Here is a 24,028-nt window from a genome sequence, read left to right on the forward strand (position 1 = left end):
ACGAACACAGGGTAGAAAAGAAAAATCTGACTTTCTAAAACCCTCTAAGGCTCTGAGTTTCAGGGCCTTTTGTACTTGGCACAGTAATTGCAAAGGATTACATTGTGTAGAAAATTTAAAGGAGGATGTATATGAACGGATATAACGGAACTGTGCTTAGAGTAAATTTAACCGACAAGAAAGTGACTAAAGAGCCTTTGAACTTGGAGGAGGCACAAAAATTCATCGGAGGAAGAGGCCTTGCGACAAAAATGCTTATGGATGAGATCGATCCTCAGATAGACGCATTAAGTGCCGACAATAAGCTGATATTTGTAACTGGGCCACTTACAGGCACCCCTACTCCAACTGGTGGAAGATACATGGTCGTCACGAAATCTCCTCTTACCGGAACTGTAGCATGTTCAAACTCGGGGGGATACTGGGGAGCAGAGCTTAAATTTGCAGGTTACGATGCCATTATTCTTGAAGGCAAGGCGGACAGTCCTGTATATCTTAATATCGTGGATGATGAAGTTGAGTTAAAAGATGCATCTTCAATCTGGGGCAAGCTTGTATCTGAGACTACAGATATTTTAGAGCAGGCTCATGGTGGAAAGGTTAAAGTAGCCACTATCGGCCCGGCGGGGGAAAAGCTATCAAAAATAGCCGCTGTAATGAACGATAGGGGAAGAGCTGCAGGCCGTTCCGGCGTCGGTGCGGTTATGGGATCAAAAAATCTTAAGGCAGTTGTTGTAAAAGGAAGCAGCAAAGTAGCAATTGCGGATAACGACAAGCTGAAAGAAGTATTTGCTAGATGCATGAGCAAGATTAAAGAAAATGGCGTTACCGGGCAGGGGCTTCCGGCTTATGGAACAGCAGTGCTTGTAAATATAATCAACGAAAACGGAGTTTTTCCCACAAACAACTTCCAAGAGGGAGTCTTCGACAAAGCTGATGAAATAAGTGGAGAAAACTTGGCAGAAAAATACCTAAAGAAAAAAGATCCTTGCTACAGATGTCCTATCGGATGCGGAAGATACTGCGAGATAGACGACATAAAAGGTCAAGGACCTGAGTACGAAACGATTTGGGCTTTTGGGTCTGACTGTGGAGTTTCGAATCTAGGCAACATAATAAAGGCCAACTACTGGTGCAACGAATATGGAATAGACACTATATCTGCAGGAGCCACCATAGCTGCGGCCATGGAACTTTATCAAAGAGGCCTCATAAAAGATGATGAACTGGCGGGAGGAGAAAAGCTGGAGTGGGGCAATGACGAGGCGATAGTAGAATGGACCAAAAAAATGGGAGCAGTAGAAGGCTTCGGAGCAAAAATGGCTGAAGGATCATACAGGCTATGTGAAAGCTATGGAGCTCCCGAGTTGTCAATGAGCGTTAAAAAACAAGAGCTACCTGCTTACGATTCGAGAGGAATCCAAGGGCAAGGCGTCCAGTATGCAACTTCTAACAGAGGAGGATGCCATGTAAGAGGTTACATGATATCTCCTGAGATTTTAGGGGTTCCTGAAAAGCTCGATAGATTTGCTCTAGACGGAAAAGCTGAATGGGCCAAGCTTTATCAAGACTTCACCGCTGCGATAGACTCTTCGGGCTTGTGCCTGTTTACTTCCTTCGCAATGGGAGCAGACGATTATGCAGATATGGTCAATGCGGTTTGCGGCACCAACATGACAGGAAACGATTTTATAGAAGCAGGAGAAAGAATTTGGAACCTTGAAAAAGTGTTCAATTTAAATGCAGGCATAGATTCCGGTCAAGACAAGCTTCCCAAAAGACTTGTTGATGAGCCGATGCCTGATGGTCCCTCTAAAGGCTGGGTGACAAAACTTGATGAGCTTCTGCCTCAATACTATAGCGTCAGAGGCTGGAGCAGCGATGGAATACCTACAGCTGAAAAATTATCGGGACTTGGAATCGGCGGATATACTCCATTATAGAATAAAAAACATTGCAAGGGTTTCTTTTTAGAAACCCTTGTTTTATAATTAAACATGTAGGAATTATAAAAATGCCGTGGAGGTGGTCTTGGAATGAAGTTTAAAGTTAAGCTCTTTGCCACATTGCGTGAAGGCAGAGGCAAGATTTTGGATATGGACGAAAGCGAAGGAACCGTCATAAAGGAAGTGGCCCAAAAACTTGATATACCAGAAAAGGATATTGCAATATTGCTTTTAAACGGCAGAGACGCTAAACTGTCGGATCTTATCTCGGAGGGCGATACCATATCTATATTTCCACCTGTTGGAGGAGGTTGATATGGACAAGAGGTATGCCAGAAATATAGGAATGTTCAGCGAAGAAGAAATGAATCAACTTTTGACAAAGAAGGTATGCGTGGTTGGGTGTGGAGGCCTAGGCGGGTATATTCTCGAAATGATTGCAAGGCTTGGCGTCAAGTCCATTACCCCTATAGACGGCGATGTTTTTGACGAAACCAATTTAAACCGACAGCTATTGTCAGACGAAGGATCTATGGGTTTTGAAAAGGCACTAAAAGCAAAAAAAAGGATAAACGAAATAAATTCCTCGGTGGAGGTTAAGCCCCTCGTAGACAGGGTTGATGAATCAAATGGTCTCCAGATTCTAGCGGGGCATGATGTAATTATCGATGCTGTGGATAATATCAAGACAAGAAAGATGCTTCAAGACTTGGCAGAAAAATTAGATATTCCCCTGGTTCATGGAGCGATAGCAGGGTGGTATGGACAGGTGACGACAATTTATCCAGGAGATAGAACTTTTGATCTTATTTATCCTAACGAGTGCGAAAACGGAAGAGGGATAGAGGCGAAGCTGGGCAATCCTTCATTTACACCTGCCCTTGTTGCATCAATTCAAGTGAGCGAAGCCGTCAAGGTGATGCTGGGCCGGGGAAAGCTCTTGCGCAAAGAGCTCCTATATATAGATACGTTGAATCAGGAGTACGATAAAATTGAAATCGGCAATTAAAAAAACAGAGCCCTGGTGCTCTGTTTTTAAGTTTATCGTATTATATACAAGCTTACCATCAGATAATGGGCTAGGCTTCCCATAAGTATGAAAAGGTGAAAGATTTCGTGGAAACCGAAAGGTCCGAATTTTATCTTTGTGCTTTTTGTTCCATATATGACAGCGCCGATAGTATAAAACAGGCCTCCTGCTACCAAAAGAGACATTCCTGCTGTTGGTAATTGTGACGCCAAAGGCTTAATTACCGAAACGCTTGCCCAGCCTAAAAAAAGGTAAAGGCCGGTTGATACCCATCTGGGGACGTTGATGAAAAACATCTTGACTATCATTCCTGCCAGGGCAAGAGTCCAAATGACTGCTAAAAGGGTATAGCCTGTAATTCCTTTAAGAGTAATCAAACAAACGGGGGTGTAAGTGGCTGCGATAAGCACGAAAATCATCACATGGTCCAGTTTTCTTAGACGGGTGATGACCTTCTCCCCTGCTACTTTGCAGTGGTATAGAGAGGAAGCGAAATACAGCCCCATGAGTCCCAATGAAAAAACCGTGCTGCTTACTATATAAGTTGCATTACCCTCCATAATGGATCGGATCAATAGATAGACAAAGCCTATTACTGACAAAACGAAACCAATAAAGTGTGTCAGGGTATTGATAGGTTCGCGTACATTTATTTTCATTTTAATTATCACCTCGTATTTTTTACTGTATAATAATATTAATACGAAAATGTCAAAAAGTCAACATAAAATACTGTTTAAACTAGTAACGAAAACTAGATCAAGCCTGAGGTGATATCATAACATGGAAAAATACTACGAACCCCCGGAAATTTCACAAATACCAGACATCAAACTCTACATGGATCAGATGATAGAGTATCTAGAGCTCAGGCTCGCGCCTTTGAAGTGGGAAGGTGACAAAGCCATAATCACAAAGACGATGGTAAACAACTACGTAAAAGCAGGTCTTATTGAAAAGCCTGAAAAGAAAAAATACTCTAAGAGCCAGATTATGGACCTGATGATGGCGTGTCATTTCAAGAATGTTTTATCTATAGAGGAAATTGCAGAGCTTTTCCGGATAAAAGAAAAGTTCGCTCTAAAAGATGAGTTTTATGCCTCCTATCGAAATGCCTGCTTGAAAATGGAAGAAGCAGATTTGGGCGACCGGTCTGCAAGAGACGATTGGCAAAACATAATAAAATCCATAATCATGTCAGACTACTATAAGCGTATGGCAAAGAGAGCACTCAAAGATAAATGCCTAAGCGGCAAGGATTGATATTGTATGAACACCGCTGCTGTATTATAATGAATGAAACTGAAGAAAACCTATATATACAGGCTATAGGAGGATATGCTATTGATATTGATGATTGACAATTATGATTCATTTACATACAATTTGGTGCAGTATATCGAGTGCATCGGTCCAAAAGTGAATGTGGCGCGAAATGACAAGATAACTGTTGAAGAAATAAGAGAGTTAAAGCCGGATGTGATCGTGATATCACCAGGACCGGGAAGGCCCGAGGATGCAGGGATATCACTTGAGCTGGTTAAAGAATTTAAAGGGGAAATACCAATCTTGGGGATTTGCCTGGGGCATCAAACAATAGCCCAAGCATTCGGAGGCAAGATAGTTACGGCGCGTCAGCCGGTTCATGGCAAGGTAAACGAAGTTGCTCACAATGGAAAAGGTATATTTAACGGAATTAAAAACCCGCTAAAGGTTACGCGGTATCATTCTCTTGTAGTTGAGAGAGACACGCTTCCGGATTTGTTTGAAATAACCTGTGAGACAGACGAGGGTGAGATCATGGGAATTAGGCATAAAAGTCTTCCGGTGGAAGGCATACAGTTTCATCCTGAAGCGATTTTGACGGAGATGGGCATGGAGCTTTTAAGAAATTTTTGGGAGATGCAAGGAGGCAAAGCATGATAAGAGAAATTGACGGCATATACGTGGATGCCTTTGCCTTGTTTTCTTGCTTTAAGGACGAACCATATCCGTTTTTACTGGAAAGCGGAATGTGCCACGACGACTTGGGCAGATATTCGATTATCGGATGGGACCCTTTCCTGCTTTTTAAAAGCAAAGAAGGCTCTGTGGAAGTAAAACATGGCGGCAAAGTCGAAGTGTCGGAAGCAGATCCTTTTGATTTGCTTAAAGAATATATGGAAAAGTACAGGCAAATATCTGAGAGAACCCTGCCTTTTACAGGAGGCGCCGTGGGGTATTTTTCTTACGATTTAAAAAACCTTCTTGAGAAGCTTCCCCGTACAGCGGCAAAAGACGTGGATATATGCGATATGCATTTTGGGTTTTACGACGAGACGGTTATTATAGATCATCGAGATAAAAAGACTTATGCGGCTACATATGGAATTACCGGCAAAAAAGAATCAATACTTGATGGGATCTGCAAAAGGGTTAAAACTTATTTCGAAAAAAGCGGCGCTGTATCTTCTGATATTGGGTTTGATCCACAGGATCGGGAGGAGACGAGCTTTACCTCGAACTTTACTAAGGAAGATTATTTGAAGGCCCTTGACAAAATCCATGAATATATCAGACAGGGAGATATATACCAGACCAACTTGACTCAGAGATTTACAGCTGACCTTAAGACTACTCCGGAAAAACTCTACAGGGTACTTAGAAAAGTCAACCCCGCGCCGTTCGCTTCATTCATACCCATGGATGAAGGGGTCATTGTCAGTAGCTCCCCTGAACGCTTCATGAGATTGACTGGAAAAAATGCAGAGACTAGACCTATAAAGGGTACCCTTCCCAGAGGCAAGACGGCTGCTGAAGATGAGGCGAATAAAAAAGCCTTGTCAGCAAGCGAAAAGGATAAGGCGGAGCTGCTGATGATAGTAGATTTAGAGAGAAACGACCTGGGAAGAGTCGCGAAGACAGGAAGCGTAGAGGTGACGGAGCTTTACAATATAGAAACCTACCCAACCGTATTCCATCTCGTATCTACAGTTAAGGCTGAATTAAAAGAACAAGCCCAGGCTGTGGATTTAGTAAAGGCAACGTTTCCGGGGGGGTCCATCACAGGAGCGCCCAAGATAAGGGCCATGGAAATAATAGACGAGCTGGAGCCTACTGAGAGAAACATATACACCGGATCCATCGGGTATTTGGATTTTAATGGAGACATGGATTTGAATATCGTCATCAGAACTATATTGTGCAAGGGCAAAAAAGCGTACTTTCAAGCCGGCGGCGGAATAGTTTGGGATTCTGACAACGAGCTTGAGTACGAAGAGACATATCATAAGGCGGCTGCTTTGATGAAAAGCATTGAAATAGCAAACAAGTTGGGTGATTAAATGGAATGGGTATCGATAAACGGAAACTTGCTCCAAATAGACGAGGCAAAAATACCTGTGGTATCGCCGGGAGTCATGTACGGTTGGGGCGTTTTTGAAACATTGAAGTATACGGAAAAAGAGCTTGAGATGTTTTCTGCTCATATGGATAGGCTCCGAGAGGGTGCCGGTGTCATTGGGTTGGAAATAAATCCTTCCGACGCTGAGATTGAAGGATACTGTAAGAAGCTTATGGATTTATACGATGAAGCCAGCGGAGTGATTAAGATTTCGGCTGTGAAAGATGTGAATGAAACTTGCGTGGCCATAAGCAGGAGAAAGTTCACATATTCTGCAGATAAGTACGTCAAGGGCTTTTCATTAGCAGTATCAGATGTTGCAAGAAACCACACCAGCAATTTAGTGAGGGTCAAAAGCGACAACTATTTAGAAAATATGATAGAGCTTGAAAAAGCGAAACGGTCCGGATTCGACGAAGCGCTGTTTTTCAACACAGAGGGATATCTGGCAGAAGGATCATTTACAAACGTATTTTGTTTTAAAGGTCAAACTTTATTTACACCGGATGATAATTGTGGGATTCTCAGCGGGATAATGCGAAAAGTTGTCATAGATATAGCTTCAGAAGCTGGTCTTAAGATAGAGAAAGGCAAGATGACAAAAGAAGAATTTCATGATATCCAAGAAATATTTCTCACTAATTCCCTCGTGGGAATCATGCCCGTTTGTAGGGTAGGAGATGATCTGATAGATTTTTTTGGTCAGGGAACTAGGATGCTTTATGAAAAATTGAAAAACACCGATCTGACAAATAGGAGGTAAGGGTTATGGATAAAGAAAGAATAGAAAAAGCGGTTAGGGAGATACTCTTTGCAGTGGGAGAAAATCCCGATAGAGAGGGACTCGTCGACACCCCGAAGCGAATAGCCAAAATGTATGAAGAGATTTTTTCAGGGTTAAATGAAAATCCGGCAGACCATCTGGAGATATACTTTCAGCAGGAAAAGTATGAAGAGCTGGTATTGATTAAAGATATTCCTTTTTACTCAGTCTGCGAGCATCACCTGGTACCGTTTTTCGGCAAGGCCCATGTCGGGTATCTGCCTAAAAACGGTAAATTGACAGGTCTAAGTAAATTGGCTAGAGTCGTTGAGACGGTGGCTAAAAGACCGCAGCTTCAAGAAAGGTTGACGGCTACGGTTGCGGACACGATACAAAGAAAGCTTGAACCCTACGGAGTAATCGTCGTCGTAGAGGCAGAACACATGTGCATGACCATGAGAGGCGTAAAAAAGCCCGGTTCAAAGACTATAACATCTGCAGTCAGAGGAGTTTTTGAATCCGATGCCAAGGCTAGATCAGAAGTCATGTCTTTTATAAATTTCGGGAAATAGCAGGAGCTTGATATGAATAAAAAGACGATAAAAATAGATATCAACAAGACAGAGCTCAAGATAGGAGAAAAAAGTCTGATATTTGGAGACAAGACTTACATAATGGGCATTTTAAACGTCACTCCGGATTCTTTTTCGGACGGAGGCGATTTTGTAGATACGGATAAAGCTGTGGAGCATGCCAAGAAAATGCTTGCAGAGGGAGCCCACATGATAGATGTTGGCGGCGAATCAACTAGACCGGGCTTCACTTCCGTACCCGAAGATGAAGAGATAAGAAGAATCGTTCCTGTAATCAAGCGGCTAAAAGAAGAGACTGAGGCGATTATATCCGTTGACACCACTAAGGCGACGGTTGCTGAAGAGGCAATAAAAAACGGGGGCCACATCATAAACGACATTTGGGGTTTGCAGAAGGATAAAGAGATGATCGCCGTGGCAGCCAAATACCAGGTGCCTGTAATAGTGATGCATAACCAGGACGGAACTGAATATCATGGTGACATGGTGGCCAGTGTTGTTGATTTTCTAAAGGAATCTATAAACATAGCTATTAAAGGCGGCTTGAAAAAAGAAAATATCATTCTCGATCCGGGTATAGGATTTGGAAAGACTCCGGAGCAGAACATGGAGATGATGGCAAGGCTTTCAGAAATAAGAGATATGGGATACCCTGTTTTGCTTGGGACCTCCAGAAAATCCATGATAGGCAAAATCTTGGATGTTCCCCCTAGGGAAAGGTGTGTAGGAACAGTAGCCACGACTGTCATGGGAGTCATGCAGGGGATGGACATCGTAAGGGTGCACGATGTTTTGGAAAATGCCCAGGCTGCAAAAGTCGCAGATTCGATTGTGAGGAAATGAAATGGATAAGATAATTATGAAGAACATGGCTTTCTTTGCCCGCCATGGAGTTATGGATGAAGAAAAAAGGCTGGGTCAAAGGTTCTATGTTGATGTCACTTTGTATCTAGATCTTAAAGAAGCAGGAATTACAGATGATTTAACTAAGACAGCCCATTATGGGAGGATTTACAACAAAATAAAAGATCAAATTGAGAATAAACGGTACGACCTTATAGAGGCACTTGCGGAAAATATATGTTTAGAGGTTTTGCAAAACTTTAACCTGATACAAAAGATGAAGGTGCAGGTAAAAAAACCAGAAGCCCCAGTTGAAGGAATATTTGATTACATGGCGGTAGAGGTGACCAGGGAGAGATAACAGTGAAGGACATTTACCTGAGCATAGGCAGCAACATAGGAGATGCCAAAAAAAATATTGAAAGAGCCTTGGAGCTCTTAAAAGAAAAAATTGAAATAATAAAGGTATCGTCCTATTACGAAACCGAGCCAGTAGGGTATGTTGACCAGGACTGGTTTATAAATATAGCATTAAAGGCAAAGACGGATTTGAAACCTTGGGAGCTTCTGAAGTTTTGTCAAGAAATCGAAAACGATATGAAGAGAGTCAAGACGGTGCGATTTGGTCCCCGGATTATAGATATAGATATTTTATTGTATCAGGATTTTGAATCAACCGACGAAACTCTGGCTGTTCCTCATCCCAGGATGAAGGAACGCGCATTTGTAGTCGTTCCTCTTTTTGAGGTAGAACCGGACTTGATGGTGGGAGATGTCCATTTAAAAGAAATCATGGATAGGCTCGAAGGTGAGCAGATAAGAAAATTGGGAGACTGATATGGACCGAGTTAATAAAATAATTTCACACGAATTGTACAAAAGCTACCTAGGGAAAATTGCAAAGTGGGAGGAGTACAGAAGCTTCTGCAAGCATGATCTCATACATTTTCTTGATGTATGTAGAATATCATGGATTCTGGTTTTGGAAGAAAATTTAAGCCTGAATAAGGAAGTCGTTTACGGAGCAGGACTTCTTCATGATATCGGAAGATGGGCCGAGTACGAGTCAGGCGCAGACCATGCCGTAGAAAGTGCCCTCATGTGCTCTGAAATACTTGAAGACTGTGGATATGATGCCGAAGAAATAGATATGATTAAAGATGCCATTGCCGCTCATAGGCTCAAAGACGAGAAAAAGTGCCCATTAGGTTCCGTTTTATCCAGGGCGGACAATCTCTCCAGGATGTGTTATGATTGCGGGGAAATCGGAGAGTGCAAAAAGTTCCAAAATGGTGAAAAGCCGTATTTGTTGTACTGAGCATAAAGCAGAAAGTGGAAGGTTAGAAAGTTGGAAAGGAAATACTTTTTCGTTTAATAAGGGGGTGATAGCCATGTCAAGCTGGCAAAACGCAGTAATAAAAAAGATACTTAGAAGACACAAACTAAAGGCTGTTTTCAGATACAGAAGCATAAAATCAAAGAGGCGCTTGCAGGAGCGCCGTGCGGCTATTCTCAACCTTATACCCGGAGGTGAATTTACCGACGTAAAAATAGGCAATATAAAAGGCCAGTTGATAGAAGCGGAAAACATGGTTCCCGGCAGGATAATACTTTACCTTCACGGAGGAACTTATTGTACCGGATCTGTAAAATCCTACAGGATTTTAGCGAGAAAGCTGGCTGATGTCTGCAACAGCCAGCTTCTTATAATAAATTATAGATTAGCACCTGAAAATCCATATCCTGGGGCAATTGAAGACAGCATGATGGCGTATATGTGGCTGTTGGATAATGGCTACAAGGCAAAAGACATATTTATAATGGGAGATTCGGCGGGAGGAGGCTTGGCTTTGGCTACCGGTCTTAAGATTAAGGAGCTGGGTTTGGATATGCCCTCGGGATTTGTCTGCATGTCACCGTGGACTGACCTTACGTTAAGCGGAGAGAGCTTTAAAGGAAGGGCAAAGCGAGATTCTATTTTGAATCCTAAAGTGGTAAAAAAGTGTGCCAAGCTTTACTATGGAGATCATGATCCTGCAGATTTTTTAATTTCTCCTTTGTTTGGTGACTTCACAGGATTTCCTCCGGTAATGATTCAGGTTGGCACTGAAGAGATGCTGTATGACGATTCGGCAAGATTGGTCCATAAGCTTAAAAATTCTAAGGTAACTGTCAGGTTTGAAGTATGGAAGAAGATGTTCCACGTTTGGCAGTTTTTTTATCTTGTGCTCCCTGAAAGCAGGGAAGCTGTGGAAGGAATCGGAAAATTCGTAAAAGATCCTGAATTTAACGAAAAATTACAGACAAGCTTCCGTTGAATGCGGAAAGAGCAGCGAGTTTGAAACTAGAAATTGGGTTAGGAAATCACATATTCCGGCACATATAAATATCTGTCATTTTGAGCAACGCGAGTAATCTCAGGGGAATTCTTAATTGGCAATGCATGCGCTGAATTGTTGTTAAACAATTGTTTTCCGAGTGCTCAACGACCGTTTGACATTTTAGTTGTAGGGTCCGGTTCCCATGCCGGACCGCAGACACCAAAGAAATTCATGGATACTTACAACTTATAGCTTGCATCTTATCCATACATGCTGTTAAAAATCTTCAGTCCGGTTGTGGTTTTGAAGATTTTTTTTCGTATAGATTCAATAGCACCCCTGTCCATAATATCTTCATATATATTTACCAAAAAGTCTGCTTCGACGAGAATCTGAAAGTCAAGTCCATCAATCTTGCCGTAAGAGTGGTGGTTTCCTATCAAATAAAGTATCCTGTCGAGGGATGCATCGCTTAAACCAAATCCATCCAATAAATCTTTTGCAATTGGAGGTCCTTCGAGTTCCTGGTATTTGCCGGATGAGGAGTTGTATTTCTTTTCGCTCTCTAAAATTCCGATATCATGGAGTATCGAAGCGAGTTTCAAATTTTTCAGTTCTTCTGCTTCGAGTGTTTCTGCTTCTCCAATGGTGGAAGCAAAGGAATAAACTTTAAGTGCATGATTGATCCTTTTCCCATCACCGTTGAAGTATTCAATCATCCTTAGGATTGTTTCAGCTATCATATTATCACGACCATACTTTCTCTTTTAATTTATCTAAATCAATAATTGTAATGTTATTTTTGTCAAAAGCTATCGCACCTAAGTCTCTCAGACTGCAAAGCTCTCGGGAAAGGGTGGGTCTTGTCAGGCCGAGATAGACGGCTAGTTCCGATCTGTTCATATCCAACGAGATTTTGCTGGGGTTTTCGTTATCTTTGGAGGCATTTAAAATATACAGTGATATCTTTGCGGAAGCGCTCTTGATCTTCAAGTAGGCTAAACGATTATCTGTTTCGATATAGCTGTCGCTTAATATCCCGAGCATATTTCTAATGAGGGTGCTGTGATGAGAGCAGTGATTAACGCACGGACCCCCGATTTTGTCCGGTGAAAAGAAGATTACTATCGAATCAGTCTTAGCACAAATTGAATATGGCCAGTTTTTTTGGTCTGAAAAAGCAAGAAGCTCTCCAAAGTAATTGCCGGGCTCAAACTCCTTGATGGTAATTCGATCTCCATCGAAAGTATCCTTGTACATAATCAGGCTGCCTTCCAAGACCATTCCAATTCCCTTGTAGGCATCGCCGGTGCAAAGTATAGGGTTGTTTTTGTGGTAAATTTTTTTTTCGGGTTTAAAGCAGCCAAGCACGACTTCTGTGTTGTCACGAGCTACGTTTTTAAAAAGTTGAGAGCTGGCGAAAATGTCTAAATATTTCTCGTACATTATATGGACCTCCGATAAGTTGGTATCCTCGATTACTGAATTGATGATATTATTATAATATAATCAAACTATAAATTAAAGCCATTGGATTGGAATAGGTAAAAGTTTAATAAATACCATTAAGGGTAATTATTATACTGTGGCAGTGGGTAAAATGTTAAACGTTTACTTTTTGTTGATTAAATATTAAGGAGGAATTTTAATGTCAGACATGTTTTGTTTTCAATGTGAGCAAACAGTAGGTGGTAAGGGTTGCACGAAGGTAGGGGCATGCGGCAAAAATGCTGTAGTCTCAAATAAACAGGATGAACTTACTGCTGCAACTATCGGGCTAGCTCGAGCTGTTGATGGGAAAACTCCTAGTAAAAATGCAGATGAACTTATGATGAAGTCTCTATTCACCGAAGTTACTAATGTTAATTTTGATGAAAATAGAGTAGAAGAGTTGATAGTTGAAGTCGAAGCTGAAAAAGCACTATACGGCGGAGCCGAAAATTATCCTTGGACAGAGCTTTGGACAGGCAATGAAGATATAGTATCACTAAGATCTACCCTTCTTCTTGGCCTAAGAGGAATGGCTGCTTACGCATATCACGCCCATGTTCTAGGAAAAGATGATCCTGAGGTTACATCGTGGTTCTACAAGGGAATGAAGGCTTTGGGAGAAGAGCACTCAGTTGAAGAGTGGCTAGGTCTTTTGATGGAATTTGGAATGGTCAACCTTAAATGTATGGGTCTTTTGGACGAAGCTAATACAGGGGCATACGGACACCCCGTGCCCACTCCGGTTACTACGAAGATAGAATCGGGACCTTTCATAGTTGTGACAGGACACGACCTTCTTGATCTAAAACAACTTTTGGACCAAACTGAAGGCAAGGGAATAAACATCTATACCCACGGGGAAATGCTTCCTGCACATGGATACCCTGAGCTTAAAAAATACGCTCATCTTAAAGGCAACTTTGGAACTGCATGGCAGAACCAGCAGAAGGAATTTGAAAATATTCCCGGACCGGTATTGTTTACTACAAACTGTTTGATGCCTCCAAAAAATAATTATAAAGACAGAATATTTACAACTGCTGTGGTAGCCTACCCCGAGCTGGTACATATTCCGGATGGCGAAAGCGGAGTCAAGGACTTCTCACCTGTAATAGATAAGGCCTTGGAGCTTGGAGGATTCAGTGAAATTCAAAACCTGACAGGAATAAACGGTGGAGACACTATGACTACAGGCTTTGCAAGAAATACGGTATTGGGTGTAGCAGATACAGTAATTGATGCTGTTAAAAGCGGAGCGATAAAGCACTTCTTCCTTGTAGGTGGTTGTGACGGAGCGAAACCCGGCAGAAACTACTATACTGAATTTGTGGAGCAGACTCCAAAGGATACCGTTATACTTACCCTTGCATGTGGCAAGTTCAGGTTTAACGACATGAACATCGGAGAAATAGGTGGACTGCCAAGAATCATGGATATGGGTCAGTGCAACGATGCCTACTCTGCGATTCAAGTTGCGGTAGCCCTTTCGCAAGCATTTGAATGTGAAGTAAACGAACTTCCCCTTACTTTGGTTCTTTCCTGGTATGAGCAAAAAGCAGTTTGTATACTCCTTACTCTTCTTGCTCTGGGAATCAAAAATATTTACATAGGACCCACATTGCCGGCTTTCTTCTCCCCAACAGTGCTTAACGTGCTGGTTGAGAAGTTTGACCTAACGCCTATCAGCACACCGGAAGCTGACTTGGCTGCGATTTTGGGATAAGTTAAATTTAAAGCTCGCCTTTTTAAAAGGCGGGCTTTTTAAAAAGTATTTCTAAAGATGCTTGACTTGGACATTAAAAAGGTGTAAAATATAAAACATAGTTCCACAATGAGAAACGGAAACCTTGAGTACAAGTACTACATTGACATATGCCTTTAGATGAGAGCCTTCCCGGCAGCAGAACCGGGGAGGTTCTTTTGTGTTGGGCGAAATTTGTTGCATAGGCAGGATCATTCTGTAATAATTAAACAAGAAGAAATTATTTGATACTTGGAGGAAGCTGTAATGAATAAAACGTTGGCTGAACGGGCTGCGCAAGAACTATTAATCTATATCCGAGAGGAAGGATTGGTGGAAGGGGAAAAGCTGCCTAACGAATATGAGTTGTCGGAGAAACTGGGTGTAGGAAGGAATACAGTTCGAGAAGCGGTAAGAGTATTGGCTTCCAGAAATATATTGAGAATAAAGCAAGGTGCAGGTACGTTTCTGACGGATAAACCTGGAATGGTGGAAGACCCGCTGGGATTTTCCTTTATGGAAGATCAAAGGAAGCTGGTGACAGACCTAATGCAAGTAAGGCTAATTGTTGAGCCGGCTATAGCTGCATTAGCTGCGCAAAATGCCACTGAAAAAGATATCCAACAATTGACCTTGTTGTGTGAGGAGGTCGAAAGAATGATTGAAGAGGGTAAAGATTTTTCTGAAAAAGACCGCGCTTTTCACGCAAAGCTTGCCGATTGCACGAAAAATCTAGTCATGAAGAACCTGATTCCCGTTATTTGTCAGGGAGTTGAAGCCTTTTCTTCCAATGTCTCCGAGCAGGAATATCGGCAAACTGTAGAAACGCACAGAAACATTTTGATGGCGGTTAAGAACGGAAAAGCGGTTGATGCGGAGCAAGCCATGAGTTACCATTTGCTATACAACATACAACGATATAAAAAAGAATAACTAAATCTCGCCGGAAGGGCGAGATTTTTTCGCTTAAAAAACATGGGATGAATACATCGTTTAAATGAAACGAAGTGTTGAAAAAACGATTTAAAGTATGATAATATAGATAATACATAGGATGAATGTTTGAGTATTTATTCTTTGGTGGGGATAAGTTGAATAAAAAGGCAAAATGGAGGTTTATTAGGATGGAAACATATGATGTGCTTATCATCGGTGGTGGAGTCATTGGAAGCGCGATTGCTAGGGAGTTGTCACGCTATGAGCTAAAGATTGGTGTGATTGAAAAAAATCCGGACGTATGTCTGGAAATGAGCGGCAGAAACTCTGCAGTGCTCCACGGAGGATTTGCTTACGAAGTTGGAACCAACAAAGCGGCTCTCTGTGTGGAGGGCTGTTTGGAGTTTGACCAAGTGGCAAAAGAATTGGATGTGCCATTTAGACGTACGGGAAAAGTGTTGGTTGGAAATACTTCAGAGGATTTAGAAAGCTTGAATAGAATTATGCAGATTGGTGAAATTAATGGAGCTGTGGGATTGGAACTGATTGATGAGAAAAAGTTGAAGGAACTAGTTCCAACCGTAATCGGTAAGTTTGCCATGTATTCTCCCATGAGCGGCATATTAGATCCGTTCCAGTACACGATAGGGTTGGCTGAAAATGCGGTAAAAAATGGGGTGGAGTATCATTTTAAGAGAGAAGTCACAGGAATTAGAACTGAAGAAGCCGGTTTTTATATAGTGGAAACTCTAAATGGAGATTACGGCACAAGATGGATAATAAATGCAGCAGGTTTAGGGGCAGTGGCTATATCTGATATGCTGGGGATTAGAGGATATCAAATGGCTGGTACACGAGGACACTACATAGTGTTGGATAATTCGGTTGGACCTCTTCTGCCAATGCCGGTTTATCCGGTGCCGTCAACTTCCTATATGGGAATACACGTGACTCCTACTGTAGAGGGCAATGTCACAGTAGGACCGGATGCCGACAGAGTCGTAGCGCTAGATGATTACGGGGTAGAGAAACGAAATATGGAATATTTAGTGGATGATGCTTCTACTTTGTGGCCGCATATACACAAAGAGGATTTTATTCGAAATTATGCTGGGATTCAACCTACATGGCTCAACCGTGAGGATGTTTTGAAAGATTTTGTAATAGAAGCAAGGGAAGAAGCACCAAATACTGTAAATCTAGTAGGAATCGAATCTCCTGGGCTTTCTGCGGCTCTGCCGATTGCGCGTAGGGCAGTCAAACTTTTGGTAGATCAAGAAAAGCCAGGTCTTCGGGAATCTTTTGATCCTATTAGAAAAAGAATCACTAGATTTTTTGAGGCGTCAGTAGATAAGCAAGCGGCATTGATTTCTGAAAATCCGGATTATGGGGAAATTATCTGTAGATGTGAAACGGTAACTAAAGCTGAAATTTTAGATGCTATACGCAATCCTTTAGGAGTGGAAACCATGACTGGCATCAAGTACCGAACACGCTCGATGATGGGGCGTTGCCAAGGCGGTTATTGCCAGATGCGTATTGCGCAGCTATTGCAGGACGAAAAAGGCTTAGACATAAAGGAAGTTTTGTACTCAAGAGAGAAGTCGGAGATGTTTAAAGGGAGGGTTCGAAATGACGGAAATGATTAACAAACGCGTGGTCATTATAGGTGGTGGTCCGGCAGGTCTGGCTGCTGCTATTGCTATGCATGATCAAGGTATTAAAGATCTCTTGATTGTTGAACGGGAAAGAAAATTAGGTGGCATTTTAAGACAGTGTATACACGATGGATTTGGACTTACACGATTTAAAGAATCGTTAAGCGGTCCGGAATATGCACAACGCTTCATAGATGAAGTTGAAAAAAGAAAGATTGAATATGTAACAGATACAACAGTACTGGAGATAACAAAAGACAGAGTTGTTCGTGGAGCCTCAAAGAACGGGCTTATGACATGGAAAGCAGAGAGTGTAGTCTTGTCAATGGGATGTCGGGAGCGGACGCGGGGAGCCCTTCAAATTCCGGGTGAAAGACCTGGTGGAGTATATACCGCCGGGGTAGCCCAGTCCTACATAAACCTGTACAACACTATGATTGGGAAACGTGTAGTGATTTTGGGATCTGGAGACATCGGTTTAATTATGGCCAGGAGGCTTGCGTTGGAGGGATCCAAAGTTGAAGGTGTATTTGAGATTCTTCCGTACCCCAGTGGTCTTGAACGAAACGTGGAGCAGTGTCTAAACGACTATGGCATACTTCTTTTTCTTTCTCACACGATTACAAAAATACATGGTGGAAAGCGAATCGAGGGGGTAACGGTATCACAGGTGGATGAGAAATTACAGGTGATTCCAGGGACTGATTCCTATTATCCTTGTGACACTTTAGTTCTATCTGTAGGATTGATTCCTGAAAACGAGATTTCTAAAATGGCAGGTGTGATTTTGGATCCGAAGACAAAAGGACCGATAGTTGATGATTCGTATCAGACTTCAACACCGGGAATTTTTGCTGCAGGAAATGTACTTCACGTACATGATTTAGTAGACTACGTATCTCTTGAAGCAGAGAGGTTGGCCAAAGGCGTAGTCAAATATTTAAAAGCCGGAATTAACGGGCAATTATTAACCGACGTGAATGCAGGTGAAGGGATTTCATATGTAGTGCCCAAGAAAGTGTCGCTTAACGAAAGCTCTGTCCTGTCTATGAGAGTTGAAAAGCCTGAAGATAATGTGAAGATTGAAGTTCTTCAGGAAGGCACAGTGGTAGCTAGTTTATTCTTAGATGAAGCTTTGCCGGCAGAGATGATTCAGATCCAGTTGAATCCAGGTCAGGTTGTGGAAAAAATGCCACTGGAGGTGGTTTTGAGATGAGAAGGAAAATGACTTGTATTCTTTGTCCAAACGGTTGCAGGCTAAGAGTTGAATTGGCGGATAAGTCTATTGCTTTATTAGAAGGCGCTAAATGCTCTAAAGGTGAAAAATTTGTTAATCAAGAGATCAACGATCCCCATCGTAACATTGCATCCTCGATTTTGGTAAAAGGGGGAGAGCTAAAACTGGCCAGCGTCCGATTGACGGCACCTATACCGAGAGATAAAATTTTTGATGTGATGGCTACTATCAAGGAGGTTAGATGCGACGCGCCAGTAATCTCGGGGCAGGTAATTTTGACCGATGTGTTGGGGCTCGGGGTGGATTTGATTTGTACTAAAAGCGTAGAAAAAGCATAGGCTTCAATATGATGTAATAATTTGGCGGCTAGGTGAAGTCGTTCTAGTCGTCTCTTAATTATATGGGAGAGCAAATGAATGAAAATAAAAAGCAAACAAAGATCATGCGTAGGTGGTTGACAAACAATACACTAGTATGGTAGTATGGTTTTGTCGGGATGGAAGCGTTTGCAATGCAAAAGCTGCCAGCGATATAAAAGCGATTTAATTAGGAGGGAAAAGGAAATGAAAAAGTCAAAAGTATTTGCACTAGGTCTGGTTTTAGTATTGTCTTTAAGCTTGTTTATCGGTTGTGGTAATGGTGACACTAACGGCGATAATGGTTCTGAAGATGAGGTGCAAAGCATCGAGTGGAGACTAGGTCACTTGGGGAATGACACACACTTGTGGAATGTTACAGCACTTCATTTTGCAGATCTTGTTAATGAGAAGACAGATGGTCAGGTGACGATTAGCGTTTATCCAAATGAGCAGTTGGGAAATGAAATCGACAACATTAACATGATTCAATCAGGAACAGCTGACATGGTGATTTCTGGTGAATCCATGCAAAACTGGGCGGAAAAAGCAGCTTTGATGGCTGTGCCATATGCGTTCAACGACATCGACCATTTACGTTCAGTCGTAGAGGGAGAAATCGGTGCGGAAATCGAAACAGAAATCTCTGAAAAGATTGGTCTCAAGGCACTATACTACCATGTTCGTGCTCCTAGAAATCTTACATCAAACTATCCAATCAGCACGCCAGCAGACTTGGCTGGATTCTCTATGAGAGTACCTAATGTGCCATTGTTTGTTGAAGCTTGGAAGGCAGCAGGTGCAAACCCACAGGTTATGGCGTTCAGTGAAGTGTTTACGGCGCTGCAGCAAAATGTAATCAATGGGCAAGAAAACCCATATGACTTAATTCACTCTGCCAATTTCAATGAAGTACAAGAGTACACTAACGAGACAGAGCATGTTTATGGATGGCTTTATGTTTTAGTAGGAGAAGATCAATTCGCTGAATTAAGTGAAGCTAATAAAGCGGCTGTTCTTGAAGCAGCAGCTGAAACCCAGGTTTTTGCAGACAATTTGTTCTCAGAAGAAATCGAAAAGTACAAAGCTGAACTAATAGAGCGTGGAATGAAAATTAATTCTGACGTAGACAAAGAAGCGTTCCGTGAAGCTATGGCTCCTGCGGTAGAGGAGTTCTTAAGCGAAACTCAGTTGAATCTTTACAACAGAATCGTAGAAGCAGGACAATAAACTCAAGTTGAATTTCATTAATAGGGTACCTCGAGTTTGAGGTATCCTATTTCAAATCATAATGCAATTGTGGCACATTCTTTAATTACTCTCACGATTGAATCGAAAGGAGGACGGCAATATCTACCTACAGTAGGGTTGGTTTTGCTATAATGATAATCATGAAAAATAATGACATTATCGAAAAGATATTGAAATTGGGTACTTTTTTATCTTTCAGTGCATTGATCGTCACAGTTTTGTTGCAAGTAATAACAAGATACTTTGTACCAAGCGTAACTTTGGTATGGACGGAAGAAGGTTCTCGTTTCCTGTTTAAATTTGCAGTGGCATTTGGCGCGCCACTAGCTATGAAGAAAGAAGAGTTTGTAAATGTGGATATTTTATTGAATCTTTTGTCGCGAAAAGTTCGAGACATTTTTGAAATCATCATACATATTATGACCATTGGACTTTTTGCGATACTCTTTAAAGAGTCCTTGGGACTTGTGCAACTTGGTCAGCGGCAACAGTCGCCTACGCTAGGGATTCCTATGTCTATTGCATATAGTGCTATAACGATAGCTAGTTTCTTCATTTTGATTTATGGAGTTATAAATATGTACAGATATATTCAAGATTTTATGAAAAGAGGTAGAGAAGCATGACGGCTTTGCTTTTATTTGTCGCATTTATTGTGTTGATTTTCTTTGGGCTTCCTGTAGCCTTTTCATTAGGCGTTTCTTCATTGTTGTATTTGTTTGTTGAAGACATTTCGCTTTCAATTGTAGCCCAAAGAATGTATTCGGGAATTGATTCCTTCACATTGGTAAGTATCCCTGGATTCATACTCGCCGGAAACCTTATGAATACTGGTGGTATCACTAAGAGGATAATTGCATTTGCAAATGCAATTTTTGGTTTTATTCGTGGAGGACTGTCTCTCGCTAATATTGGAGCGTCCATGTTGTTTGCAGGCATTTCTGGTACAGCGTTGGCAGACACAGCCAGTATTGGAGCAATGCTTATACCAGCCATGAAAGAAGAAGGTTACGAAGCCGATTTTGCTGCAGCAGTAACGGCGTCGTCCTCAACTGTCGGACCGATTATTCCTCCAAGTTTACCAATGATCATCGCCGGTACACTGACAGGGATTTCTGTCGGCAAACTATTTATTGCAGGGGCCATACCCGGAATAATACTAGGTCTATCTATGATGGTGGTATCATATATAATCAGCGTAAAAAGGGGTCATCCCAAAGGGGAGCGTAAGCCACTTGGATATGTATTGAAAACTTTCAAAGACGCAGTGTGGGCTATTGGGTTGACAGTTCTGATTCTTTATGGAATATTAAGCGGGGCGTTTACTCCTACAGAAGCATCGATAATTGCAGTAGTATATGCCGTTATTGTTGGAAAGTTCATATACAAAGATCTGAAGTTTTCTCAACTTCCAGGTTCTATAATCGAATCGGTAAAGATGTCGGCAGCTATCATGATTCTCGTTGGTTTTGCCAACCTGTTTGCATGGATCCTTGCCAGTGAGCAGATTCCGCAAATGATAGCACGAGGTATTTTGTCAATATCTACAAATAAAATTATAGTAATATTATTGATTAACCTGCTGCTGCTGTTTGTTGGGACATTCATGGAAACCATCGCAGCATTGATTATCTTATTTCCGGTTTTGCTCCCGGTTGCAACCAGTATAGGATTGGATCCGATACAGTTTGGCGTGATGGCAGTGCTTAACTTGGTAATAGGTTTGACTACGCCCCCTGTAGGAGTGTGCTTGTTCGTTGCTTCCAGTATTGGAGATGTACCATTGATTAAGATATCAAAAGCCGTATTGCCTTTCTTGGCAGTAAGTTTGGCCGTATTGATGCTAGTTAGCTTCGTGCCGGCTATAAGCTTGTTCTTGCCGAGTTTATTCAATTAATTTGTAAGTTCAGAAAGAAGCTTGCCTGAAGAAAATGAAGGCTAGTTAGAGTTAATAACATAATACAACTTATTAGTAATTATATCTCGAGTCAGTTTAGAAAAAAATGTTGGAATGGAGGAAAATATGAAAGCAGCAATAGTCAATGAGCCATATAGAATGGAAGTCATCCAAATGGATAACCCGACGTTAGAATCCGAAACAGAGGTTATCATTAAAATCAAGGCGGCTGGAATATGTGGATCAGACGTGCACATATTTCATGGCACCAATGCAGTTGCGACATACCCGAGAGTCATAGGTCATGAGATGGTGGGAGTAGTGGAAGAGGTAGGACAAAAGGTCGACAAAGTAAAAAAGGGCGACCGAGTCATTGTCGATCAGGTGATAAACTGTGGAGAGTGCTACGCTTGCAAAATAGGCAGAGGCAATGTGTGCCAAGATCTTAAGGTAAGAGGAGTGCATGTTCATGGAGGATTTAGAGAATATATTAATGTTGATCAAGAGGATTGCTATATATTGCCCGATAAATTATCATTTGAAGATGCTGTAATGATTGAACCGTCTACAATAGCAGTTCAATGCATAAAAAGGGCAGAACTCAATAAAGAAGACACGTTGCTGATATTGGGTGCAGGTGCATTGGGAAGCAGCATACTAAGGATAGCGAGACTTTCAGGAGCAAAAATCATCGTTGCAGATATATTTAAAGATAAGTTAGAGGATGCATTGAAAGCTGGCGCAGATTATGTTATCGACATGTCTGAAGAATATCCGGAGAAAAAAATCAGAGAAATTACAGGAGGTTACGGCCCAACGGTTTCTATTGATGCTGCTTGTACAAAGGAGACATTACCGTTCTTGCTAGATGTAACAGGGAATGCGGGGCGTGTAATAACAATGGGATTTTCAGAAGAGCTTTCACCTATAACTCAGTTGAAAATTACTGCTAAGGAGCTTGATGTTAGGGGATCTAGGCTTCAAAACAAAAGATTTCAAGATGTGTTGGATTTGATAGCGGAGGGCAAATTGGATTTGAGCGGATCGATTTCTCATACCTTTGATTTTTCTGAGATTATTGATGCTTTTAAATTCATAGATTCACGAGATCCGAGCATACGAAAAGTAGTTATAACTTTTTAAGCATATAGATTGTATTGAAAAAATAGTCAATTGTTCGCATAAAGCGCATGTGGTATAATTCACTTAGTTTATTTTATGAAAGAGGATGGTACTGTGAAGGTTATTGAACGGAAATCGTCAGAAGCAGCTAGAGATTATGCCTATAGAGTTATTAGAGAAAATATAATATCGCTAGACTTAAAACCTGGTAGCATGCTGAGTGAAAATGAAATTGCAAAGCATCTTGGAATAAGCAGGACACCGGTAAGGGAAGCCTTGATTGAACTCAGCAAAATGAAGATAGTGGAAATCATACCCCAAAGAGGGAGCTTTATTTCTAAAATTGACTATAATATTGTCGAAGAAGCAAGATTCTTTAGATTGACCATTGAGACAGCGGTGACTGAATTGGCTTGTGAATATGCCAGTGAAGAGGATATTGGAAAGTTGGAAGAAATCCTTGACTTGGAAGTATTTTATGGAATGAAGTATGTACATGACAAATCTCTTCACTATGACAATTGTTTTCACAGAGAAATTTATAGGATAGCAAAAAAAGAATTCATTCAAAAGATAGTAGAGGATACAACAATTCATTTTGACAGAGTGAGAAGAATAAGTTACGAAGGAAATATTTATGAACAGATCATTGCAGATCACAATGCAATATTAAGGGCAATTAAAGAAAAAAACAAGTTGAGAGCAATTGAAATAGTCACTGAACACTTAACGAGATATAAGCTAGATAAGAGCATAATCTATGAAAAATATCCGGAATATATAGCTGATAATAATGAGTCAAAAACTCAAGGTTTATAATATATTATTTGTTGAAGTTCTCCCTATTAATAAGGGAGATTTTATGGGCAATATAGCAATACTAGTATACTAGAACTAAGAGGGCTGGGTACCAAATATAGAAGATGAAGGTGATAAGATGAAGTTAACACTGGAAGGATTGAAGTTGGGCAATGAGTGGAAAGAAAAAGCATATAAGCTTCCTGCCTTTGACTACGAAGCGGTTAAGGCAGAGACGATTAAAAACCCCAACTGGATACACTTTGGGGCAGGCAACATATTCAGGGCATTCTTGGCAAATGTGAACCAGAACAACCTTAATGAGAAGAGCGCGCAAAAAGGAATAGTTGTGGCAGAGGGATTTGACTATGAAATAATAGAAAAGATGAACAAGCCCCACGACAACTTGAGCCTATTGGTTACGCTAAAGTCAACGGGAGAAGTAGAAAAGACGGTAGTGGCGAGCGTGATGGAGTCCTTGACTGTAGACCCAGATAATTCAAGTGACTGGAAAAGACTGAAAGAAATCTTTGTAAACCCAAGCCTACAGATCGTAAGCTTTACAATAACAGAAAAAGGATACAACCTAAAGGATAATAAAGGGAGCTACTATCCAGCGGTTCAGGCAGATTTTGAAGCTGGCCCCGAAAACACCCAAAGCTA

General features: G+C 41.4%; 26 protein-coding genes and 1 pseudogene. 24 read left to right on the top strand and 3 right to left on the bottom strand.

Going from position 1 to position 24,028, the window contains the following annotated elements; translation table 11 throughout:
• Positions 1-131: 131 nt before the first annotated feature.
• The 3 genes from BUB93_RS02830 to BUB93_RS02840 all read left to right on the top strand — a co-directional run bounded on the left by BUB93_RS02830 (position 132) and on the right by BUB93_RS02840 (position 2,955).
• Positions 132-1,943, top strand: a complete 1,812-nt coding sequence (locus tag BUB93_RS02830; RefSeq protein ID WP_073269553.1) for an aldehyde ferredoxin oxidoreductase family protein — start codon at positions 132-134, stop codon at positions 1,941-1,943.
• A 93-nt stretch (positions 1,944-2,036) separates the two neighbouring features.
• The gene (locus tag BUB93_RS02835; RefSeq protein WP_073269554.1) at positions 2,037-2,261 is read left to right on the top strand and encodes a MoaD/ThiS family protein; all 225 of its coding nucleotides are present in this window, start codon (positions 2,037-2,039) and stop codon (positions 2,259-2,261) included.
• Between the two features lies 1 nt (position 2,262).
• Entirely contained in the window at positions 2,263-2,955 is a 693-nt protein-coding gene (locus BUB93_RS02840) for a HesA/MoeB/ThiF family protein (RefSeq protein ID WP_073269555.1), read from the top strand.
• 32 nt (positions 2,956-2,987) lie between these two features.
• On the opposite strand, the gene trhA is transcribed toward BUB93_RS02840, so the two are convergent.
• Positions 2,988-3,635 (bottom strand): PAQR family membrane homeostasis protein TrhA, encoded by a 648-nt coding sequence (gene trhA, locus BUB93_RS02845; RefSeq protein ID WP_073269556.1) that lies wholly within the window; start codon positions 3,633-3,635, stop codon positions 2,988-2,990.
• Positions 3,636-3,759: 124 nt separating this feature from the next.
• Between trhA and BUB93_RS02850 the strand changes: the two genes are divergently transcribed.
• The 10 genes from BUB93_RS02850 (at position 3,760) to BUB93_RS02895 (ending at position 10,875) form a co-directional block, all read left to right on the top strand.
• Complete coding sequence (locus tag BUB93_RS02850; RefSeq protein ID WP_073269557.1) at positions 3,760-4,239, top strand: DUF1836 domain-containing protein; 480 nt, start codon at positions 3,760-3,762, stop codon at positions 4,237-4,239.
• Between the two features lie 81 nt (positions 4,240-4,320).
• Complete coding sequence (locus tag BUB93_RS02855) at positions 4,321-4,899, top strand: anthranilate synthase component II (protein WP_073269558.1); 579 nt, start codon at positions 4,321-4,323, stop codon at positions 4,897-4,899.
• A complete protein-coding gene (pabB, locus tag BUB93_RS02860) occupies positions 4,896-6,299 on the top strand; it encodes an aminodeoxychorismate synthase component I (protein WP_073269559.1) in 1,404 nt (467 codons plus the stop codon). Before BUB93_RS02855 ends, pabB begins: the two co-directional genes overlap by 4 nt.
• Positions 6,300-7,121, top strand: coding sequence for an aminotransferase class IV (locus BUB93_RS02865; RefSeq protein WP_073269560.1), 822 nt, complete (start codon positions 6,300-6,302; stop codon positions 7,119-7,121).
• A 5-nt stretch (positions 7,122-7,126) separates the two neighbouring features.
• Entirely contained in the window at positions 7,127-7,693 is a 567-nt protein-coding gene (gene folE, locus BUB93_RS02870) for a GTP cyclohydrolase I FolE (RefSeq protein ID WP_073269561.1), read from the top strand.
• A 12-nt stretch (positions 7,694-7,705) separates the two neighbouring features.
• Entirely contained in the window at positions 7,706-8,557 is an 852-nt protein-coding gene (gene folP / locus BUB93_RS02875; RefSeq protein ID WP_073269562.1) for a dihydropteroate synthase, read from the top strand.
• A 1-nt stretch (position 8,558) separates the two neighbouring features.
• Positions 8,559-8,918, top strand: a complete 360-nt coding sequence (gene folB, locus BUB93_RS02880; RefSeq protein WP_073269563.1) for a dihydroneopterin aldolase — start codon at positions 8,559-8,561, stop codon at positions 8,916-8,918.
• Between the two features lie 2 nt (positions 8,919-8,920).
• Complete coding sequence (folK, locus tag BUB93_RS02885; protein WP_073269564.1) at positions 8,921-9,394, top strand: 2-amino-4-hydroxy-6-hydroxymethyldihydropteridine diphosphokinase; 474 nt, start codon at positions 8,921-8,923, stop codon at positions 9,392-9,394.
• A gap of 1 nt (position 9,395) precedes the next feature.
• The gene (locus tag BUB93_RS02890) at positions 9,396-9,875 is read left to right on the top strand and encodes an HD domain-containing protein (RefSeq protein WP_073269565.1); all 480 of its coding nucleotides are present in this window, start codon (positions 9,396-9,398) and stop codon (positions 9,873-9,875) included.
• 73 nt (positions 9,876-9,948) lie between these two features.
• Positions 9,949-10,875, top strand: coding sequence for an alpha/beta hydrolase (locus BUB93_RS02895; RefSeq protein ID WP_073269566.1), 927 nt, complete (start codon positions 9,949-9,951; stop codon positions 10,873-10,875).
• 263 nt (positions 10,876-11,138) lie between these two features.
• Here the strand turns inward: BUB93_RS02895 and BUB93_RS02900 are convergent, their stop codons facing one another.
• Together BUB93_RS02900 and BUB93_RS02905 are read right to left on the bottom strand one after the other, a co-directional pair.
• Positions 11,139-11,621 carry an HD domain-containing protein gene (locus BUB93_RS02900; protein WP_073269567.1) on the bottom strand — a complete coding sequence of 161 codons (483 nt, stop codon included), beginning with the start codon at positions 11,619-11,621 and terminating at the stop codon, positions 11,139-11,141.
• Positions 11,622-11,625: 4 nt separating this feature from the next.
• The gene (locus BUB93_RS02905; RefSeq protein WP_073269568.1) at positions 11,626-12,324 is read right to left on the bottom strand and encodes a Crp/Fnr family transcriptional regulator; all 699 of its coding nucleotides are present in this window, start codon (positions 12,322-12,324) and stop codon (positions 11,626-11,628) included.
• 202 nt (positions 12,325-12,526) lie between these two features.
• Here BUB93_RS02905 and hcp point away from each other — a divergent pair, with 202 nt between their 5' ends.
• The 11 genes and pseudogenes from hcp to BUB93_RS02960 all read left to right on the top strand — a co-directional run.
• Entirely contained in the window at positions 12,527-14,092 is a 1,566-nt protein-coding gene (hcp, locus tag BUB93_RS02910) for a hydroxylamine reductase (RefSeq protein WP_073269569.1), read from the top strand.
• A 285-nt stretch (positions 14,093-14,377) separates the two neighbouring features.
• Positions 14,378-15,043, top strand: coding sequence for a FadR/GntR family transcriptional regulator (locus tag BUB93_RS02915; RefSeq protein ID WP_073269570.1), 666 nt, complete (start codon positions 14,378-14,380; stop codon positions 15,041-15,043).
• A gap of 191 nt (positions 15,044-15,234) precedes the next feature.
• Positions 15,235-16,695 (top strand): NAD(P)/FAD-dependent oxidoreductase, encoded by a 1,461-nt coding sequence (locus tag BUB93_RS02920; protein ID WP_073269571.1) that lies wholly within the window; start codon positions 15,235-15,237, stop codon positions 16,693-16,695.
• A complete protein-coding gene (locus tag BUB93_RS02925; RefSeq protein ID WP_073269572.1) occupies positions 16,679-17,920 on the top strand; it encodes an NAD(P)/FAD-dependent oxidoreductase in 1,242 nt (413 codons plus the stop codon). The genes BUB93_RS02920 and BUB93_RS02925 overlap by 17 nt, the downstream gene beginning before the upstream one ends.
• A complete protein-coding gene (locus tag BUB93_RS02930) occupies positions 17,917-18,279 on the top strand; it encodes a DUF1667 domain-containing protein (protein WP_073269573.1) in 363 nt (120 codons plus the stop codon). Before BUB93_RS02925 ends, BUB93_RS02930 begins: the two co-directional genes overlap by 4 nt.
• Positions 18,280-18,447: 168 nt before the next feature.
• Complete coding sequence (locus BUB93_RS02935; protein ID WP_200789383.1) at positions 18,448-19,527, top strand: TRAP transporter substrate-binding protein; 1,080 nt, start codon at positions 18,448-18,450, stop codon at positions 19,525-19,527.
• Between the two features lie 152 nt (positions 19,528-19,679).
• Positions 19,680-20,174 (top strand): TRAP transporter small permease, encoded by a 495-nt coding sequence (locus BUB93_RS02940; RefSeq protein WP_073269575.1) that lies wholly within the window; start codon positions 19,680-19,682, stop codon positions 20,172-20,174.
• The gene (locus tag BUB93_RS02945) at positions 20,171-21,445 is read left to right on the top strand and encodes a TRAP transporter large permease (RefSeq protein WP_073269576.1); all 1,275 of its coding nucleotides are present in this window, start codon (positions 20,171-20,173) and stop codon (positions 21,443-21,445) included. Before BUB93_RS02940 ends, BUB93_RS02945 begins: the two co-directional genes overlap by 4 nt.
• Positions 21,446-21,571: 126 nt before the next feature.
• Entirely contained in the window at positions 21,572-22,588 is a 1,017-nt protein-coding gene (locus BUB93_RS02950) for a zinc-binding alcohol dehydrogenase family protein (protein ID WP_073269577.1), read from the top strand.
• Between the two features lie 93 nt (positions 22,589-22,681).
• On the top strand, positions 22,682-23,386 hold the full coding sequence (locus BUB93_RS02955; RefSeq protein ID WP_073269578.1) for a GntR family transcriptional regulator: 705 nt from the start codon (positions 22,682-22,684) through the stop codon (positions 23,384-23,386).
• Between the two features lie 118 nt (positions 23,387-23,504).
• Positions 23,505-24,028 (top strand): annotated as a pseudogene (locus BUB93_RS02960) (mannitol dehydrogenase family protein); the annotation flags it as partial.

This window comes from Alkalibacter saccharofermentans DSM 14828, from assembly GCF_900128885.1.
GTDB classification, from domain to species: Bacteria; Bacillota; Clostridia; order Eubacteriales; family Alkalibacteraceae; genus Alkalibacter; species Alkalibacter saccharofermentans.